The 19,781-nt window shown below is 63.5% G+C and carries 8 protein-coding genes; all 8 read right to left on the bottom strand.

Annotated elements, in window-relative coordinates; genetic code table 11:
- Positions 1-3: 3 nt before the first annotated feature.
- Complete coding sequence (gene brxD / locus LXN01_RS11525; protein ID WP_236865301.1) at positions 4-1,344, bottom strand: BREX system ATP-binding protein BrxD; 1,341 nt, start codon at positions 1,342-1,344, stop codon at positions 4-6.
- Positions 1,341-4,019, bottom strand: a complete 2,679-nt coding sequence (gene pglZ / locus LXN01_RS11520) for a BREX-2 system phosphatase PglZ (protein WP_236865298.1) — start codon at positions 4,017-4,019, stop codon at positions 1,341-1,343. Before pglZ ends, brxD begins: the two co-directional genes overlap by 4 nt.
- Positions 4,016-7,837: a DUF6079 family protein gene (locus tag LXN01_RS11515; protein ID WP_236865296.1), complete on the bottom strand. Its 3,822-nt coding sequence runs from the start codon at positions 7,835-7,837 to the stop codon at positions 4,016-4,018. Before LXN01_RS11515 ends, pglZ begins: the two co-directional genes overlap by 4 nt.
- An 85-nt stretch (positions 7,838-7,922) precedes the next feature.
- Complete coding sequence (gene pglX, locus LXN01_RS11510; RefSeq protein ID WP_236865294.1) at positions 7,923-11,573, bottom strand: BREX-2 system adenine-specific DNA-methyltransferase PglX; 3,651 nt, start codon at positions 11,571-11,573, stop codon at positions 7,923-7,925.
- Positions 11,570-15,745, bottom strand: coding sequence for a BREX system serine/threonine kinase PglW (gene pglW, locus LXN01_RS11505; protein WP_236865292.1), 4,176 nt, complete (start codon positions 15,743-15,745; stop codon positions 11,570-11,572). Before pglW ends, pglX begins: the two co-directional genes overlap by 4 nt.
- Positions 15,746-16,446: 701 nt before the next feature.
- Positions 16,447-17,946: a GmrSD restriction endonuclease domain-containing protein gene (locus tag LXN01_RS16390; protein WP_236865290.1), complete on the bottom strand. Its 1,500-nt coding sequence runs from the start codon at positions 17,944-17,946 to the stop codon at positions 16,447-16,449.
- Positions 17,900-18,211, bottom strand: coding sequence for a DUF262 domain-containing protein (locus LXN01_RS11495; RefSeq protein ID WP_236865288.1), 312 nt, complete (start codon positions 18,209-18,211; stop codon positions 17,900-17,902). Before LXN01_RS11495 ends, LXN01_RS16390 begins: the two co-directional genes overlap by 47 nt.
- Before the next feature lie 930 nt (positions 18,212-19,141).
- Positions 19,142-19,639 carry a hypothetical protein gene (locus tag LXN01_RS11490; protein ID WP_236865286.1) on the bottom strand — a complete coding sequence of 166 codons (498 nt, stop codon included), beginning with the start codon at positions 19,637-19,639 and terminating at the stop codon, positions 19,142-19,144.
- Between the last annotated feature and the right edge of the window lie 142 nt (positions 19,640-19,781).

Genomic DNA, 19,781 nt, shown 5'->3' with positions numbered 1-19,781 from the left:
AGGTCAGAACCCGAGGTCGACGTCATCAACGGACGACGCTGCCCGCAAGTCACCCCGGGTCTGGGCTTCGCGCTCAACGTCGGTCAGTTCGGTGACGCTGAGGGTGAGCTCGTAATGCTCGCGCGGGTCGAAGTCGCTGAACTGGTCTACGCGGTCGAGGACGTCGGCGACGAGCTTCTTGAGGAACACTCGGGGCGCGACACCGGTGCGACCACCCAGCTCGCCTGCGATAGCCCCCGCGAGGTCGGCAATGTAGGCATCATCGACGACGGAGTGGATGCGGTCGGCGGTCTCGGCTCCGACCGCATAAATGTCGCGAACTCGACTACCGAGTTCGACCAGGGACTCGGGTGCGAAACCGTGAAGCCGAATCTGGGGGGCCCGAGGGTTGTCGAATCGTGCGTCGGTGCCGAAGTCGGTCTGAAGCCGCTGGGCGAGCGGTGCAAGTCGCTGCACGCCCTGCTGTCCGTCGTAAAAGGCAGGCGTGCCGGTCAGCAACAGGTAGAGACCGGGGAACCGTCCGCTGTCGACCTCGTCCATGAGCTGACGTAGCGCATTGAGTGCCTTCTCCCGAACGTCGGAGCGCATGCGTTGCAGGGTCTCGACCTCGTCCAGGACGATCACAAGACCGGCATAGTCGGAGTCCCGCAGCACGGTCAGCAAACCCTGCAGGAACCCCAGCGCACCGAAGTGGTCGAGCTCGCCGCGGACACCGGCGGATCGTCGTGCACTTGCCGATACATGGGGTTGACCGCTGAGCCATGCCAGGAGCGCGTCGGCTTCCGCGGTCTGCCCAGAGGCGCTCATCTGCCGGTAGGCGCGAAGCGCCATCGCGAAGGCCGGTGCTTCCTTCGAGACCGCGGCGAGCCGCTTCTCGAGCAGCCCATCGGTCCGCACCTCGAGCTCAGCCGCGTCGGCTGGCCCAGCGTTTTGCACGTCCTGACCTAGCACGTACAACCAGCCATCGACAACGTCCCTGAACGCACCGCTCGACACCCCAGGTGTCGCGAGGCTCTCGACGATGCGCCGATAGACCTTCTCCAGCTTGTACAGCGGGGTCTCGGTCTCCGAAATCTGGACCTCGGACGTGGCGAAGTTCTTCTTCTTGGCTCGCTCCGTCAGCCAGCGGGAGAAGAAGGTCTTGCCGGACCCGTAGTCGCCTCGCACAGCTTTGAACTGCGCTCCGCCCTGCCGAACAGCGTCGAGCTCGTCGTCGATCGCTGACTCGAATTTCCCAAGGCCGACGGCCATCACATCGAGCCCTTGCTGGGGCACGGTGCCGCGCCGCAGGGCGTCAATGATCTCCCTGCGCCGTCGGGGGCTTATCGGAACGTCCACCATCATCTGACCTCGAATTGCTCCTTGAGCAGGTCAACGTCGAGTCGCAGAGTCTCACCGTCGCTGTCGAAGGACAGGATGTCGTAACCCTCGACGTTCAAGACGCGCTTGACCACGGCGAGGCGCTGTCCGATGGCGGTATAGGGCATGTCCGCTGCGGAGGCGACGGTGTCCCGGTGGGCCCGGCCGCCACGTTCGATCAGGGCGCGGAGCACGGCCTCGACCAGCGACTTGGATGCGGCACGTCCGGCAAGCTTCAGCTGGTCTTCGGCAACGGTGGACGCGAGGACTTGATCGACCAGATTGTCGCTCGGCGGTGGTGGAGCCGGTTCCGTCTCGAGCTCGAACAGCGACGGAGATTCCCTGTGGACGTCTGGCCTCTTCCGAGTCTTCTTCACGGGCGCGGCCGCGACCTCCCGGGCTGTGGTCTCGATGATCGGATCGTTCCACCACGTCGGCGCCTGAGGCGGTGCGGGCAACCACCCTTCAGGAGCGTCTTGCGCGAGCGACCGCTGGTACACGAGTACCGGCACCGTCAGCTCTGCCAAAGATGCGCCTCCGTGGTACCCGCCCCGTGCGGCGCCGTATCGAGCGTCGTCGCGCCAGAGCATGACTACCTGGCCAGCGTCTATTGCCACCCGTGACCCATCGACGAGCACCTCGCCCTCCCTGGCGGGCCCAGACGACGCGGGCCGCCAGCGGGAGTCCCCGCCCGACACCGCAGGGAGCATCTCAGTCGAGCGCTCAACGACATGGCCGTGGTCGGAGGTAAGGACGACGACGCGACCTGCGATGGATGCGGCGTTCAAGAGCGCGCGGAGCGGCTCGAGGTCCCCCATCGTCCACGTCCTCGCCGAGGTGTCGTTCTTGTGCGCAGCGTCGTCGATGGCATTGATGACCACGCCGACGACTGGGATCGCAGGGTCGGCGATGGCTGAGGCGACGCCATCGGCGAGTTGAGCGCCACCCGGAGCGCGTAGCTCACCCTTGTGGAAAACTTTAGCGCCGGGGAAGGTCGCGGCCAGGCCCGACTTCTCGGTCGAGGAGTTGCCGATGCGGATCTCTCCGCAGAACAGACTCGTGCGAGAAGTCTCTGTCATCGACGGCAGTGCCGCGACTGCTGCAAGCCGGTGCTTCGACGCCGAGGGCACCCATTCGACAAGACCGGACCGTCCGACCTCCCCAGCGAGGTCAATGGCCGTTGCTCCGCTCATACCGTCGAGAACGACGAGCAGTACTCCGCCATGGGCCTTCCACGGGTCAACGACAGTGCGCAGGATGTTCTCGATGCCCAGCGCCGGACCGTCCAACAGTTCCGCCAGAGACCGCATGGCAACTGTGTCGCCGAGGTGCGCCGCGGCGATCTCGTCTCGTCCACGGCGGCGCGCACGGACGCGTTCGATGAGACGCCCGTAGGCGGCGCCAACCTCGGAGTCAGAGGAGCCGTTCCAGATCACACCGAGTGCCGCATCGACCCAGGCTCCGTCGTCGAGCTGGCGTTGCAAGTCCGCCCCCAGACTGTGCATCGTGACCTCCGTCGTCGCGAGCCAGCGTGACAGCCGCACGGCCATGCGCGGCGCGAGGTCCTGGCCGGCCAGGGTGGATTCCCGGTGGTCAAGAACGCCGACCAGAGCCTCCTCCACGTCCGTCCCCGAGTCCAGGGCCGCGCCGAGCCTCCGAAGGCGGGCAGTGAAGCCGGGTCGAAGGATGGCCGAACGCTCTGCGCCGGCGGGCCAGCCGAGGTTGTCGCGCAACAGCGCCTCGGCCTGGTCTAGCACGACGCCAAGCCGGCCTTCAGGGTCGTTCTCGCGGGAGAGTCGGAGCACGGCGGACACGGAAGCGTCGGCGATCTCGCGGGCTTGAAGGGGTGTGATGGAGCGGCCGCCTACATACCGTTCCAGGAGCCGCGTCCGCGCGGCGATCTGATCCTCAGTGAGGTCGCCGGCTGGGCTGGGCCAGAGCACGTCGATCGCCAGTCCAAGCGCGAGCGGCTTCACCAGCCCGCCGGGCTTGGCGGTGGTGCGCAGCGCGAACCCGGCGGCGGTCCCGTACTGTTCTTCCGCCCACTCGACGAGGTGGTCCTGCAGCTCGGGATCCACACTCGCCCACGACGAGCGTGATCCGTCGCTCAGCGCGGCCAAGAGTACGACGCCATCGAGGTCAGTCGAGCCGAGGTTGATCAGGTGGGCGAGCAAGCCACCAATGGCGGGCTCGGCGGTGACTGCCAGATCGGTAGAGGGCGCCCAGCCTCCGGCCGGTTGATGGTCGAGCAGCGCCGTTGCCGCCCAGTCGAGTTTCCGGAGGTCACGGCTGACTTCCCGAGCACCGCCGAAGAGCGCTGGGACGCTCCCCCACTCGTCCGGCTCCTCGATCCGCTGACCGTAGGCGCGGACGAGCACGGTGTCGTTGAGGTCGGCGCGCGGCCGGTCGGTCAGCACGACCAGGTACTCGTCGTCGGTCTGTTGGGCGTAGGCGTCGAGGATGGCGAGCTGAGAGATGCCTTCGATAACGCGGACTCGCTGTCCGTCAATGGTCAGGTCGCCGCCATTCCAGCGGGGCTGAGCGCGCATTACGAGCACGCGGGCATCACCGCCCTTGGCAATGAGCGCGGCGGCGCGTGACCGCACGAGCGCCTCAGAAACAGCGACAGTTCTTGGTGCCTCGGTCGCGGCGTTGGTCACTCCCACCTCCAGCTGATCCGCAGCGTCTTGCCCTTCACCGGGTTGGCCAGCTCCTCGGTGATCTTCCGCCCGATCTCCTGGACCTCGGCAGCGCGCGAAATGACTCGGCTGTTCTCCGCGAGGCGAGCTCGTTCACGCTCCTCCAGCTCCAGGCGGATGCGGTCCAGCTCGGCCCTCTGGCGGGCAATCTCGGCGTCGCGTTCGGCCTGCTCGAGCCGCTTGGTCTCGATTTCGGCCTGCTGCCTGGCGTACTCAGCCTCCCGTGCAGCTCGCTCTTCGGCGGCCTTGCGTTCGGCCTCCTCTCGCAGACGGCGGGCCTCCTCCTCTTCCCGCCGGCGCTGCGCGACTTCGACGGGGTCGTTTGCGATCACGTCAACCGCCTCTTGCGCCGCGGCGTCCAGCGCCGGCTTGAGCGGTGCATGGAGCTCTGCCTGACGGGCGACGTCGCGCAGAGCGGCCAGCGCCCTCGCAGCCCGGTCGCCACCCAGGGTGGGCAACCTGTCGATCAAGCTCCAGCTCGCCCCGCGCAGCGCCGCGACGACGTGGCCGGATGCGGCGATTGAGCGGCTGATCGCCTGCGCCTCGGCGGGCAGGTCGAACTGTGCCAGCGCCTTGATCCGCGCGACGGCGTTGTCAGCCGTTGCGAGGACGGCGACCAAGTCACGGCCCCTGGTGACGGACTGCCAGCGCGGGGACGTCTCATCCAATCCGAGCAGTGCGCGGTGCTCGGAAAGCTCCGTCGCGGCTTCCGACGTCGTACTCACTGCCGGGCGCACCTTGCCCAGGAGTGCGTCGCTGACGCGCTCCACTGCCTTGGTTGACAGGTGGTACTCGTCCGCAGCGACGCCAAAGAGGGCCTTGGCTCGGGTTAACGCGACCTGCCATTCCTCCTCGGAGGGCAGCACGGGCTCGCGCAACAGCATGTCCGGGGCAAGCGATCCGATCCCAGGTTCTGATGTCCGTGCGCCAGCGCGGTACCACTCACGGTCAGTGATCTTGGCCCAGGTCAGGACGAGAAGATCCATGGTGTCAACGGTCATACCACGTTCTGCGAGCACCTCGCGCAGGGTCCCGACGGTGACGTCGCCGGTACCCGCAGCGCGGGTGAAGTCATCGAAGAACGCGAAGTGCTGGGCGTCCAGGGCGTATGTAGTCTCCCGCAGCAATCCCACACCGTATGCAGTCACGACGCGGCGGACCTTGCTGCTGGTCGCCCGGTCGACGTCTGCCAAGCGTCCACCGGCATCAACAGCTCGACGCGCGAGGCTGAGCACAGCATTGAGCTCGGCGCGACGCACCTCCTCGGTGCCTCGCTCGATCTCCGGGTGCTTGGGGTATCGGGCCGTCAGCGCCGAGCCGAGCACGCCCATGACGGCATCGTGAAGCGTTGCCGCCGACGGCTGTGCGGGCGTGAACCCATCGGCAAGAGTCACGAAATTCGTGCCGGGAAGCCGCGTGCCGAGGTTGTCGTCGTTCGCAGAGGAGTCGACGCCGTACGCCTGCCGCAGCAATGCGACGAGCTGGCTGCGCAAGGAGTCTCGCTGGTTTGTCAGTAGGCGGCGAGCCGGCTCGCGGTCGTTGACCGGAAGGTTCGCGGAATACTGGTCGAATCGGTCGCCGGTCAACAGGTACTCGAGTTGGACGAGCTTGCCGACGTCGTCCATGCGCTGTGCCGTCAGGAAGTGTGGCACCCAGATGACAGTGTCCGAGACCACGTTGTCTTGCTTCAAGTCGTAAATACGCGCCACGTCATCGGATGGATTCCTTCCCTCCTCGTCATCGAAGGGGTAGTCGACAACGAGCTTCCACCGCCCGTACGATGCCTTGAGCGCCTCGACCGGCATCGCAGCCTTGTCGCGCACGTTGCCGAAGACAACATCAACCGTTCGCTTCTGCCCGCGCCACACGTGATCAAAAGCGTACTCCCCCGCGTACGAGCCGGTGGCGACTGCGCCGATCTCATCGACGAGAGTGTCGCGGATGAGCTTTCGTCGATTGGGGTGGGAGTCCTCCTGGGTGACATGTGCGAGGATCGCGTCAAAGTCAACGCCGGTCAGCTGGAGGCTGATCACGGGGTCGGCGGTGGATCCGACTGTTATTTCGGAGAACTTGCCCTGCCATTCAGCGGCAAGCGTGACCACTTGACCGGAAACGTTGCCACCGAACATCGACACGACGGAGCCAAAATTCAGCGCTGCCAGCTTGGACGCCGTCAGGTCTTTGAGTGAGGTTGCGCCAGGGGCGATCGCCGCCACAAGCAGGGTCTTGGCGAGGCGGTCTTCGCGGCGGAACGGGTGATTCCTGTCGAGCGCGCGCGCCTCGGCGTCCGTGACATTGTGCTTGTCCAGCAGGTACGGGCGCATTTTGCCGCGATAGAAGGATGCTGCGGCCTCGAAGACCTTGACCATGTCGTCGGTCAGAGGTTTGGCATCGCCCAGAACAACGACGTCGAACAGGTCGCCAACGGGAATTACGTCACCCACGGTGAGTTCGTCGCGGCCGCGGTAAAGCAGCTCACTCATGATCTTCAGCGCGGTGCGTTCGCGCTGCATGATCGCCGATAGCGCGACCATGGCGTCCACCAGCGCCGGGGAGAACGGGTAGACCTTCTCGAAGTCGACTGCCCCGGAACCAACGGAGTCGGTAAGCAGATGCTTCCAGTCCGTCGGGTTCGCCCGCACCCGTGCAACGGCGGACGCAAGCGCGTTCTTGCCCGCCTCCGAGGCAGGCGTCAGCAGACGCTTGTTAACGATCTCCGGAAGATCCGCGGCAGCGAGCGTAATCTTGTCGAAGCGGTCCTCCCACCACTGGAACGAATCCTCCAGTGCCACCTGCTCCGCGCCCACGTTTCCGCCGCCGAGGAACTCCTTGAGTGCGCGCTGGCGGGCGACGAAGGAGACCATCGGGATCGCCATCCTCCCCGAACCGGTCTCGACGAGCTTGGCGACCTTGGACGTCTCGTTCTGGATGAACGCCGAGTCCCGCAAGTGATTGGCCAGCCACAACACCAGCTCGTCAAGGAAAAGCACCAAGCCGTCGTACCCCAAGCCCTTGGCGTGGGCGGTCATGATCCGCAAACCCTGGTCGATCGGCAACCACGCCGACGTCGAGGTGTAGGCCGGGAAGTACGTCTCCACCAGCTTGGCCGCAACGGCCTGTCGATCGCGCTCGCTCGCCGTTCCGGCGGCGGCGGCGTCGAGCTCGGCTGCGGAGAGCCCGCCCCCGCTGAGCGTGCCGAGGACGGGATCAAAGTCGGCGGCGAACTTCGAGAAGAACAGGTCATCGCCCATCTGCGTCCGCAATTCCTGTGCATTCTGGAATAGCAGATCGCTCTGGTGCAGCACCGGCGCCACAGCGTCCGGGTGCTTGTCCTTGACAGTATTGACGTACCCCTGGAACAGGGCACCCTCGAACGACTCCGCGCCGATCAGGTGGTAGTCGACAGCCAGGAACTTCCGCGACAACACATCCGCGTGCCCAGCCACCACCGACTGCAGACCCGGTAGCGCCCTCGCGTGCGGGTTTCCGGTCAGCAGCAGGTGCATCACCGCCATGTAGTGCGACTTACCGGCACCGAACGAGCCGTGGATGAAAGCACCCTTGGCGTTGCCTCGCAACAGCGACGACTTCACCAGGGTCAGCCCTTCGTCGAACGCCTCGGCGATCTTATCGGTGACGACGTAGTCCTTGAGGGTCTGCTCAGCGGCAGGAACGCCCTCGTGGATCCGCATGACGAAGTCGTCATCGTGGACAGCCTCGGGCACGTGGATCGCGTCGCGCAGCATCATCGTCAAGGAGCTTGCGGTCGAGGTGCTCATCAGTGGGATCTTCCGTTCATCGAATACGTCACTACTACTTCTATCGAGTCGTTCACCGGCTATCGAGTCGTTCACCAGCCGCCCATCACGACTGGGGACGGCGCCCGCGCGTCGGGGCCGGCGGCCGCCACGCATTCACGTCGTCGCGGGTCAGCTGGAGCTGGGTAAGGAATTGGTCGATTTGGCTTGTGACCGTCTGCGCAGCGCTTGACCCAAACTTCGGCTCCAGGTCCGTGTGCCACTGGTGCAGCCACGGCTCCAACTCGACCAAACCGGCCACCATCGGCACAAGCACGCTGTCCGTAGCGCCAAGAGCCTGCTGATTCAAGATCTCGCGCACAAGGGCAATCGCCCTATCCCTGTGATTCCACCCAGCCCAGCCGAGCACCGGGCTTGTGTCGCCCTCGCGGCCGACACCCGGATACAGGATGAAGCGCTCCTTGGGCACGTCAAGCTTTCCACGCGCCCTCCAATACTCGGGCGATGCAAAGTCGGCGCTGTCGTAGCGCGGCGGTACAGGGACCGATTTGACGCGTTCCTGCTTGTCCTGCCGTCGCTGGAGATCCCAGACTAATTGCCATTCCCGGAACTTCTCCAGGCCTGACGCTTTGTACCTGTGGGCGGCGAGATACGGTACCGCTTCGCCGAGGCACAGAGACGTCAACACTGCGGCAATATTGGGTTCCGTCGAGCTAGTTAGCGCGCGCACCAACTCCAAAAAAACCTCGTCGTTCCGGATCAGCTCGACCAGCTGAACTACAGACCGCGTTGCCGGGCCCATGGAATCAGTAAAAAGTTCGTCGACCTCCAACCGATCGAGGATCCCATCCTTGAGAACATCGTCGAGTTGGCGCTCCCATGGCACGACCGCCCACCGGCGCTTAAATTCGGGCCGTTCGATTAACCTGAGCGATGAATTCGTATCCAGGGTAGCAAGCCGTCGGACCACTAATTCTCGATAGTCCTTTGGCCACTCATCGGGAAGGTCAGGCACCCGTGGAAAGTGCTGGCTCTGCCCAGTTCGAGGATCATCATAGTTGAACCACTGCGCCGTGGCGGAGTCCGCGCCCACCTCGCGAGCCATACGGATAGCAAACGCCCGTTCGGAGGGGTCGACCCTGTCGAACGACCCAGCGTAGGTCAGATCTTCATCCAAAAGCCCATAGAGCTTATAGACTTCCCAGTCCAGCTCCTCCTGCGCGAAAATTAGCCTTTCGCGGGTCCGACGCCACTCCGCTTCGGCGTCCGCGAGACGCGACTGTAGGTCTATGAATGAACGCTTCCGGGACGGCCCGTCACATCGAGTCGATTCCCGGGTGAACTTTTCAATGACCGCGTGAGGCGATGCAGCCGCCGCCGCACGCGACAGTTCATCCAGCACCCTTGCGTGCCTGCCCGGAAGTACTCCCGGGAGAGGAATCCCTCCAACTCTTGTGGAGTTGAACTGATATGTACGCAACCACGGTGTGTCGGCGTCGCCACCCTTTTTCTTGCAGACCTCCTTGAGCCAAAAGCACGCCGTAGACGAGTTGAGTATGCCCAGCAGGTCAAGGTGGTCTTGTACTGTAGCCCCGGCAGGCAGCTTGATCACAGGAGCAGTTTGCTTGAAAACCTTCCCACCGCGGTCCAAAATGAAGTGATTATGGGTCGCCACCTCCGCAAACGCGATCGAGAGCCGAATGCGGAGCTTGCTTTTAGTTAGCCTGCCATATTCGGTCCATCTAAGTCCGTCCTCAATCTTCGATCTCCCGCTGAACATTGTGCTATTCGACAAGTTCGTTCTGAATGGCCACATTGCGCGACCCAACGCAGAATTGTCGTCGACTTCGACCGGATCGAGGTTTTCGTTATACGGGAACAGCGCACACGTTTGCCCTAAAAATGTCCAATCCCGCAATGAATCCCCAAGTACCATTGGGCGATGGTCCTGTACTCCTATTCGTTCCAGCGCGCGTGGGTCACGAATATAAACTTCATCTTCGAGAGTGAAACAAGTGATACCGATGGAATCCGCGGCTGCGCTAAGCGCCTGCACGCCAGCAGCGTCCACTGCCGACTTGACATCCCCCGCTCCTCCCCCGCTTAGTGACCACGGATGTGTTGCGAATTTCGAGCGTTTGAGGTCCACAACCGAAATAAAGGAGCCCTCGAAGCCCGGCTCTTCAAGATGGTTCATCATCTCGCACCACACGGGCCCGTTTTCGGGGTCGCGCCGCTTTCCAGGGTCGTCGCGCACGCCCTGAACAACTCGAACAGTTGAAGAAACGGGTCGACGTCGACGTCCAATAAGAATGACAGTCGGGGTACCGTCGTGGTTGTGCCCGGGAATCCAGGCGCCTGCGATATCGAGAACGTGAGTAAGGTCAACGGGGTTTTCGATCGCAAGTCCCGGGTCCTTGCCTGCAAAAAAATCCTCGATGACCTTCTTGCCGAACTCGCGCTTCATGAACGAGTTGGACGTAATCTGGCCAACATAACCCGCCGGCAAACTGTGTTCGCCGCGAATCGCGAGCCGGAAGAACAACTCAGCGAACGGAACCGACAGGGCATATTTGCCCTTACACGTCGCGTACGCTTTCCGATAAGCCGCGTTCAGTGCTCTGTCCTTCACCGTGATGTAGGGCGGGTTGCCGACGACTACGTGATACCGGCCAGGTTTGAGAATATCGGTGTACTCCCGGACGTCTTCGGTAATGTAGGTGTAGGAGTCTTCGTCAAATAGTCCTCTAGCGACGCCCTGCTCGCCGAGCAGCGAGTCACCGATGGCCAGGTGGAAGCCAAGCTCGGGCACGCCGACAAGTGACTTCTCACCTGCTGCGCGGATACCGGCGACAGTGAGCCTAAAGCGGGCGATCGCGACCGCGAAGGGGTTGAGGTCCACACCGTAGATGGAGTCCATGGCCTTACGGACACGCTGCTTCGGGTCCATGCCGGGCGCTTCCACGGCCCACTGCTCGTTGAGTCGCTCGAACGCGCCGAGCAGGAAGTGCCCGGACCCGCAGGTGGGGTCGATGAGCTTGAGGCCGTCGATGCCGAACTCGGCGATCGCCGGAGTCAGGGTCCGGTCGAGAATGAACTGCTCGACGAAGACCGGTGTCTGCAGCAGGGCATAGGTCTTCTTCGCATGCTCAGACAGATCCTGGTAAAGGTCACCGAGGAAGCGGGTGTCCAGGCAAGGGTCCGTGAAGTCGTGGACTAGGGAGCTATCGTCGTCGGTGCGGCGCCAAAAGCTCAGCAGACCAGTAGCGGCTTCGGCACTGATCTCCGCGGTCCACACGGGGTTGTGCTTCGGGTCCACCAGGCCGGCGCCGGCAGGCTGGGCCGCGAGCACGCGGAAGGCCTGCTGGAGCCAGTCACGGTCGTGGTGACTGGTATTGACACGGAAGTAAGCTGTCTGGTTCTCCCGAGCCCGAGCGGTACGGTCGCCCGGACCAGCAATCCAACCCACGGGCACGGGCATCCCGTCGCGAGTTGCGCCCACGAGAAGGTCGTTGTCCTCGCAGAACCGGATGAACGTGGTCGCAACAATCCATGCGACCGCCGCCTGATCGACCTCGTTGTCCCGCCACGCAGACCACGACAGCCCCGTGCGCTCGCGCCGCAGCGCCTCGGCATGCTCCCGCTGCAGGGCAGCACCCCATCCGATGGTGGGGTCGTCGGCGCGCTCCCTCAAATCAGCCTGCAGGATCCGCAACTGGGCCTTGAGATCAGCAAGAAGTGCTAAAGAGTCAATCATGCATGCTCCCCGGTCGAAGTAACGGCGTGTAGTGCCTTGTCGTCATCAGCAAGCTGAGCGAGATCGCGAGGTAGATCCACCCAGCCACTCGGACCGAGGGGAACAGAACGACCCTCCAGGAGCGGAGCACGGGCATCGCCGGCCTTGGCGACAAGGAGCCAACGTGCTGCCGGTCGCTTGGTTCCGGTGTCCAGCAGGGTCGCTAGCCGCGACGTCATGCCGTATCGGACCAGCGGGCCGGCGTTCGTCAGCAGCAGCGGGCGTGATGTGCTGATGCGCTCCGCCCATGCGGGTTCTAGGGATTGCTGGACGACGCTTTCAAGGGCCCTCCACTTCTTGCTGTCTCGGTCGAGTGCGTCGTAGGCGAGCAGTCCCGACCACATGCCGCGAGCCTTTTCGATCTGCTCCTTAGTTCTCGTGACCACGAGCTCAGCGACGTCGAGCACGTCGACGTCGAACATTGCGGAGAGTGCGCGTACGGCGGCGGTGTATCGCTTCGGCGCAACGGTGAGGGTCAGCGCCGAGCGGCGGTCCAGGGAGTCGGTGAGCTTGCGCGTGACCTCCGCGGCCGGAGTCGGTGCGAACTGCGTGGTTGAAACCGTACCTGTCGTGAACAGCGCGGTGCTCTTGCGCTCGTATACACCCTTACGGTTCACCAGGTCTGGGAACAGCTCGCTCATGAGCGCATCGAGCTTGTTCGATCCGGCCGGAAGTGGGTCGGACAGGCGCGGAAAGCGCGCGTTGACCGTTCGGCGAACCGCCGTCTGGTTGATGGAGCGGCCCGGCTTGCCGCGCATCGCGTGCTCCAGAGCGGTCTTGATTGGAAGGTCCCTCCGATACAGCTCCTGGAAGCCTGAGACTGCTGCGTTCTGACTCGCGGCAGCAGCCAGCCGCAGCAAGCGCGCTTCTGAAACCTGCAGCTGGCGGGCGCTGTCGAGTTCGTCGACCACGCCGCGCAGGGTGCTGATCGCGGTGCTGGCGGTGACGACGCCGCCGGTGACGAGGTCGTCGGCCGTGGCACCCAGCTCGCCGGCGAGCTCGGTGAGGAGGTCCGCGGGCGGGATTGCCTCGCCGCCGTCGGTCCCGGGTGCATTCTCGCTCAAGGCGAGCAGGTCCGCCTTCGTCCCGACGCGACGACGCAGGACGAACACGGACTCGGGGTCGCGTGCGTCGAACTCAACGATCGCGCGCACCAGCGCGGTTCCGTGGATCGTGCGTGCGTCGCCGTCCAGCGTCGATCCGCGCAACGTGATCAGTGCGGCGACGGCCTCCGGGACGGTCATGACGCGGCCGGCGTTCCGCAGGATATCGCTCAGCTCGTTGCGCGCTGCGAGGAACGGCTGGTGCTTCGACCATTCGGCGACGGCTTCGTCAACCACCGAAGTAACGCGCTCGCGCGTAGTCTGAAAGTCGGTTGCGACCTCGGAAGCTGTGGGCCACGCTTGACCGTCGCCGAGACCGAGCAGGGCGCGAGCGAGTGGCTTGTCGCCTGCGGGCAAGAAGTTCACGAGGTTGTTCACCACGCGGTCGACACCGAGTGCTACCTCAAGCCCGGAGGAAGGTTCTGCCGGGCGCAGCGCCGTGCGCCACTGCCCGATGCGAGCCTGGATCTCCTTGCGGTAAGTCTCCCCCAGCCCGCGAATTCCGTTGATCTTAACCGGGTGCACGCCGAGCACGTCGCCGACGGTGACCACGCCGTCAAGCCGGCGCAACGCCGAGAGCGCGTGTGCCGAGAGGCCGGATTGCTCAAGCGGCGTCTCCAGGGTGACCTTAGAGGCGAGCTCGTCGTCCTTCTTCCGCGCGTCCTCGTCGAGGGCGAGGCCGGCGAACACCTCGGTCCAGGCGTGCAGCAGGTCCTCGATGTTGCCGAAGCGGTCCTTCGCGTCCGGTGCGAGTGCATTGCGGAACAGCTCGGCCAGGGGTGCTGCGACGGCTGGGTCGAACGACGCCGGCTCGACGACCGGCCAGTCGGTCGGGTTCGCAGGAATACTCGCGCCATTGGGCCACCACGGGAGCACGCCGGTGGCCATCTCGAACAGCGTCACGGAGACCGCCCACAGCTCGGCGGCCCGGTCGTAGCGTGTCCGGCGGCCACTGCCAAGGTACGGGTCCAGGTAGCCAGGAGTGCCCGAGGCGATGCTCTCCAGCGGCTCGCGCGCGAGGGAAAAGTCGAACAGCGTCAGATGCGGCTTGCGGTATTTCGGGTCGGGAGCGATGCCAAGGTTGGCAGGCTTGATGTCACGGTGGAAGACCCCCTTGACATCAACCAAGTAGGCCATCGCCTCCAGCAGGTCGGTACCCCAGCGCTGCAGCTGCTCCAGCGTCGATTGACCCTCCTTGACCAGCCGGGTCGCGAGTGTCTCCCTGCCGGCATCGGACATCAGCAGCACATGACGCCCACCGAGATCGAGTGACTCCACGATGCGCACGATGCGGGGGTGGTCGAGGCCGGCAAGGACCTCGGCTTCGGCGTCGAGCCGGCGTCCGGCGGCGTCATCGCGAGCGATCTTGAGTATGAGCTCCCTGTCGTGCTTGGCGGTGTCATCGAGGACGGCGAGGGCGACGCCCGACGAGCCTTCGCCACGCTTGCCCGCGACGAGGAAGCGACCACCGATCATGTCGCCGGTCTGGGCGTCGAGCGGATCCTCGACCTCCTCGGGTATGGCCTGCTCGCCGGGACGGCGGAACTCGTCCCACGCCATTCGGACTAGTTCGAGTGCGTCCGCAATGGACGCAGGGCGCTCCGCCTCGTCGACAGCCGTCAGGTCGGCGACAACCTCGGCCAGTGTGTCGGGAAGGCCCGCGGTTACGGCGCGCGGGTCGAAGCGGCCGGCCCGCTGCTGGATCTCCTGGAGCTCGGCGATAGTGGCCGCCGGCGCCTTGCCCGTAAGGATCAGAAATGCCAAGGCGCCAAAACCGAACACATCCAGCGGGGCGCCGGGGACGTCCGTGACGGACTGGCGGGCTTCGGGTGCGAGCCACATCAAGTCCTGGTGGCTGGCGACCCCGATTAGGTCAGTGACGCCGCGACTGATCACCGTCCACCGGGTCGTGGCCGCCGTCTCGCGGTCCTTCTGGGCCGAGTACCAATCCCGCACTTCCAAGCGCGGCCCCTCGGACGAAGGCCGGACCCACACGCGCTGCGGAGACAGTGCGCGATGGATCAAATGGCGATTGTGCGCGTACCGGAGGATATCGCCGAGCTGTTCGACCATTGCGATCCGGTCGTCAATCGTAAACGCGGCGCCCTCGTCAGCGAGGAACGCGTCCAGGGGTCGCTCGGCGTCGTCGTACTCGAAGAGCAGGGCGGGGCCGTCGTCGGTGGTAAGGAATTGGTGCGGGACTGCGATGCCCTCGTGCTTGATGCCGTAGGTGAGCTGGAACTCGCGCTGGGCGAGCTGCTCGATGCGCTTACGCTCCGATGCCGAAGCCTTTGGTGGCACGTCGTACAAGCGGAGCCGCTGCTTGATTTTCGGCAGGTTCGGGTGCGTGACAACGACGTCTTGCCAGTCGACGCCCTCGGCCACCGGGTCAGACTCGGCTACTGCATAGTCACCGACCATGCGAGTTTTCGGCGTGGGACGGAAGTCGGCCTTCTCGCAGAGGTGCCGAACCAGCCGCGCACCCTGCGGGTCGATGTTGTCCTTCGGGTTCTCTGGCGGAGTCGCCAAGAATTCGCTGAGGCGCTGCAGGGGCGGCTTCGATGCGACATGGTAGCCATCGAGCTTGATGACACCGGCGCGACCGGACTCGTCGACTGCAAGAGTCGAACCTTGGCCGTGCAAAACGACCAACGCGTTCACCCACGGGACCGCGTGCTCCATGCGTGAGGTGCTCGCGTACGACTTGAGTAGCGATGCCAGGCGCTTACCCTTGCGGTCCGTCACGAGGAACGGGTTGGGGTGCGTCTTGCCCGGCTGGTACCAGCGCTGCGAGTTGCCGGTGATCGTGCCGTGCCAGCCCTTGAGCTCTACGCAGAATAGACCGACTGGGGTCAGGAGCAGGACGTCAACCTCGGCCGTTCGGTTGTTCGTGTCAATAAAGGTCAGGTTGACCCATGCAGTGGTGCGCCCGTCGTCGGGAAGGACCTCTCGGAAGGCCTCCAGAGCGGCAGCCTCCTCGGGCGTCGCCGGCGGTCCCATGACCTTCCAGTTCGGTGAGTCAGCCTTCATCAGTGAATGGTGCTCCGGTCTACGTTCTGGGCTGGGGCTCGCAGGCTCGCGTGCTCACCAGACAGTCTAATAACTCTTCACTATAGTTCGTGAATCGGTTGAACTGACCACGAGTTCCGTGGTCGGCTCGAAAAGCCTGCGTGGCTCGAGCTAAATCGAGACATCGAAGAGGGGCTGCACGTTCAAGAACTTGCCGGACCTCCTCAGCTCGCTCACGATAGCCGCTGCATCGCCTCTCATACTGCCCGCTCGACTTCGCCGGCAGCTCGTCGGTCCCCAGCCGAAAATGACCGCCTACGGCGCAGGGCGCCGTAACTGCCACCTCTCCTGACCTCCGCCGCTCCGTAACCGCTGCAGGTTCCTCCTTCAGCCATTCCTCGCGGGGCGACCGAAGGTGCTTACTCGCCGCCCGCCTCGCCTCCTCGCCGGCCGGCTCAGTGGTGCCAAGAGTTCGGGGAGCGGCAAGCGGATGCGGGTCTCAGCCCGCCGCAGAGAGGCCACAGGTCTCTGGTATTCGCCCACCCTCCGTGGGTGGCGCTTCCACGCGAGCAGATTTAGGTGGTGAAGCGCCCCCGAGCTTTTGGCAGAGCGGGCCGCTAGCGTCCTTGTCAAATAGCGCCATAGGAGCCACAGCCCCATCCACCTGGTCCTGACCTAGATGGTCAACGCGTGCAGGATAAAACAGCGCTGCGGAGAATTAGTCAGGCGAGGGGAAACCGCTCGATCACCTTGTCAGCCAGCGCAGACGTGCGCCTCTCAATGTCATCAGCGGGCCAAGAATCGCGCGAGGAAAGTTCGGTGTTAAGGGACAGGCCGTTGCGGTATCCGATGAACCTTCCCTTGGAATCCTGACGATCACGCTTCTCCACGAACGACTTGTTTCCAAGGTTGCTGTTGTAAGCGGTGATGGTGAGGTTACCGAGTCGGTGTCGGTGCTCCTCTTGAGCCTGAGCAGCAGCCTCTGGGCTGCCGAGCATCTCTTGCCAGGCCTGTGGCAAATTCTCGCCCTGCGGAAGGATGTGTTCGATCGTCCATACGAAGTGGTTCTTCTCCTGCCGCCATAGATCCACCTTCGTTTCCCTGGTCATGGAGTCCTCGGCCAATGTTGCAAGAACGAACCTGGTGACGTCGGTGTTCTCCTGGTAAATCCGCCCAACCAGGCGCGAACGGAACTCGTCGTCGGACGCTGAGGCTGAACTCAGACGTTCCCTGACCACCGACAGCACCTCGTCACCACGTGCATCACCCACTGCGTCGATAGTCGTCATGAACAGTTTTGCGAGGGCGTATGTTGGTGGATAGCCTGTCAAGTTGCGGCGGACAAAGAAGCTCGTCAGGAGGTCGACTACCTTCTCAACGTGCTTTTCACTCAGTTCGAGTCCAGTTTGCTTCGACATCAGCCACATAATCAGCACGTAAGAGGGCGCGCCCTGTGCACGCATCAGTCGCTGAAAAGCCAGGTCCAACGACGTGGGCTGATCGAGCTCGACCACGCAGTTGATGCGTCCATAGATCTTGCTTGCTCCTACCAAGGAGTCGACAACCCGTTCGAGATCCCGCTCAAGGAGGGTCTCGTAGATTCGAATGAGACGGGACTTCGTAGCAACCGTAGCGTTCGGGACATCGGGCAGCTCTGACTTGAACGCGTTGTAGTAATGCCGCAGGAAACGCTCATGGGTGGAATAGCTGTCACCGAGGCTAGCCAGCACGTCATTCCAGTGCTTGAACGCCTCGTCTACCTTCATAACATTCCTCTTCTCAGACTCGGCGAGAAGGTGGTTCTTGATCAAATCGACAGGCGAAAGGGGCACGCCTCGGTTGTTCAGCGACTCGAAGAGCACGAAAGCGTCAGCGTGATTGGCGACCTCGATCTTCACAATGACCGCCTGCAACGCGGCCTCGTGCACTCTTAACGCGGCCTCCGGTTCCGAGAGTCCCTCGGTCTCAGCGAGCTTGATGATGGCCGAGCGGAAGTAGTGGTAACACTTGGAAATTTTGCGGCTCGGGAAGTACGGCTTCCACTCCCCCTCGATCGGCAGGCCGGCCGTCTCGAGCACCTTCCGGAAGTCGGCGAGGTTATGGCCCTGCCTCTGCGGCGTGACCCTGGGTTGCTTGTCGGACTTGCGCACCAGCTGGCGGCCAAGATTAGTCAAGTCAGTTCGCGTGTCGTCGTCGAGCTCGGCGATATTGCTCTTGAGCACGGAATAGACACGTGAGTGTCGTCAGCCGCTGTTGCCCGTCGATAACGTGAAGGATATTGCCCTCGAGCGTGTCGGTGGTCTGATCGAGCGTGATGATCGTGCCCAGGAAGTGTGAACCGTCTGCCTCCACCAGGTCCTCAAAGAGGTCTTCCCACTGCGCTTTGTGCCAGGAGTACTCGCGCTGATAAGGAGGTATCCGGTACAGCACGTTGCCCTCGTGACTGAACAACGTGTGCACCGGGTACTGATTGGCGGACTTGATCATTGGGTACCGTCCGTTCCTTGAGGTGTTAGAAACCAATGGTCAATCGAAAGCGACATGACGCCGTCCGTAGTCGCTTTCGACAACTTGCGTGCTTGTATCAGACGTTAGTAGAAATCGCCTCGGACAAAAGTGACTGATCCTGGTCTAGGAGTTTCGCCTTAGCGATGTAGAGCTACTCGCGCGGCGCCGACACTTTTCCGGACTTCTGGATCCCATCGTCCAGCTCGAACCTCACCGCGGGAAACAATCGTCGAGTTGGCGGGTGCCAGACCCGTCACTCTCGCTCATCAGGAGCTCGGCGCCCGTCCTTTTCGCGGGAGCACCTCAGCCGGCAGGCGGCGAGCGATCGGGCGGGAGCTAACAATCCGCGCGCGGCCGTTGTCCTGGTCCGCGCCGGTAGGACACGTCAGTGCTTGGACCGAGCTGGGAGCGCTCCGGTTCCAGAGAGGAAGACGCTACGACGTCAACGAGCTGAGCAACCTGTACACCGGACAAAGTCGTCAATCCCACGAAGAGTCCTGGGATTCTCCGTCAGCGCGGATCACTCCCATTACGGAAGAGGAGAGGTCGAACGGCCTGTCCCGTGCGGTCTGGGGCGAACGCGATGCCAACTCCCACCTTGCCGACCACGTCAACTGGAGGCCGAGCAGCATCACAGAAGAACTTCGGCCGCCTCCCGAGGATCTCGTACGGGTGCTTGGGCTTATGGCAGTGGCCGCGCCGGGAGTCTGCGTGCTCCGGGCGATGACGAGGGACGCCTCGGGCAAGCAGATGACCGATCCGCGGGTGCGAGAAGCCGCTGTCGTCGCCGCGCGTGGGCTGAGCACGCTGTTCAACCGCCAGGGGCGCCCGCCAGGCAACGAATGCCCAGTCTCAACTTCGATCGGGCATCCTGCACACCACACCGATCCTCCCAGACTCCAGATTTGATCAGTCGGAACTAATCGCGGAGGTCGGTGTCCCAGCAGTACCAAGCATTAGTCGGCTCGCCCGCTTGTAAGCCGCCAGCGAGTCACGCAACACAGGCTGAGCACGCGGATCGGAGAAGCGCTTCACGACAGCGTCTCGGACGGCATTTGCCGCATCAATAACATCGTCAGTCGCCAGCAATTCAACTGCGGCGAGAGCTTCATTCAGGGCGTCGAACTGGTAATCGTCATGAATATCCCCAGGCGAGAAGCCGCGGTTATCATAGTCGTACTCATACCTCACTATTGCGTCCTGCTCGTCGAGTGCGGCTTTTTGAAAAGCAACAACCGCGTCGCGACGGTCTTCGTACCTCTTCTCGCTCGCGGCAAACTCTCGATCATGCTCCGCGGTTTCTTTCGCTTTTTCAGCCATCCGCGCGGCATGTCGATTGGCGAGTGACAGTGTCAATATTGAAGCGACAGGAGCGACTACCACCGCTAAAAGAGAAATCCAATCCATTGTCCAATTGTGCCTCCAGCGACATCATGGCCGGATGCCACTCACCTTGATGCGCGACGGCAGTGCAGGGACGAGGGCTCGCCAGTGCTGAGCTGGACAAGATCACATCGTTCGTCGCGCGGAAGGACAATCCGAACCTGGT

The sequence above is a fragment of the Brevibacterium daeguense genome (assembly GCF_021729135.1).
GTDB lineage: Bacteria > Actinomycetota > Actinomycetes > Actinomycetales > Brevibacteriaceae > Brevibacterium > Brevibacterium daeguense.
The sequence above is the reverse complement of the archived record's forward strand: the minus strand, read 5'-3'. Positions and strand labels throughout refer to the sequence as shown.

Excerpts from the sequence above, each read along its gene's own strand:
- pglX (WP_236865294.1), bottom strand. The coding sequence starts at position 11,573 with ATGATTGACTCTTTAGCACTTCTTGCTGATCTCAAGGCCCAGTTGCGG.
- brxD (WP_236865301.1), bottom strand. The coding sequence starts at position 1,344 with ATGATGGTGGACGTTCCGATAAGCCCCCGACGGCGCAGGGAGATCATT.
- LXN01_RS11515 (WP_236865296.1), bottom strand. The coding sequence starts at position 7,837 with ATGAGCACCTCGACCGCAAGCTCCTTGACGATGATGCTGCGCGACGCG.
- LXN01_RS11495 (WP_236865288.1), bottom strand. The coding sequence starts at position 18,211 with ATGATCAAGTCCGCCAATCAGTACCCGGTGCACACGTTGTTCAGTCAC.
- pglW (WP_236865292.1), bottom strand. The coding sequence starts at position 15,745 with ATGAAGGCTGACTCACCGAACTGGAAGGTCATGGGACCGCCGGCGACG.
- LXN01_RS11490 (WP_236865286.1), bottom strand. The coding sequence starts at position 19,639 with ATGGATTGGATTTCTCTTTTAGCGGTGGTAGTCGCTCCTGTCGCTTCA.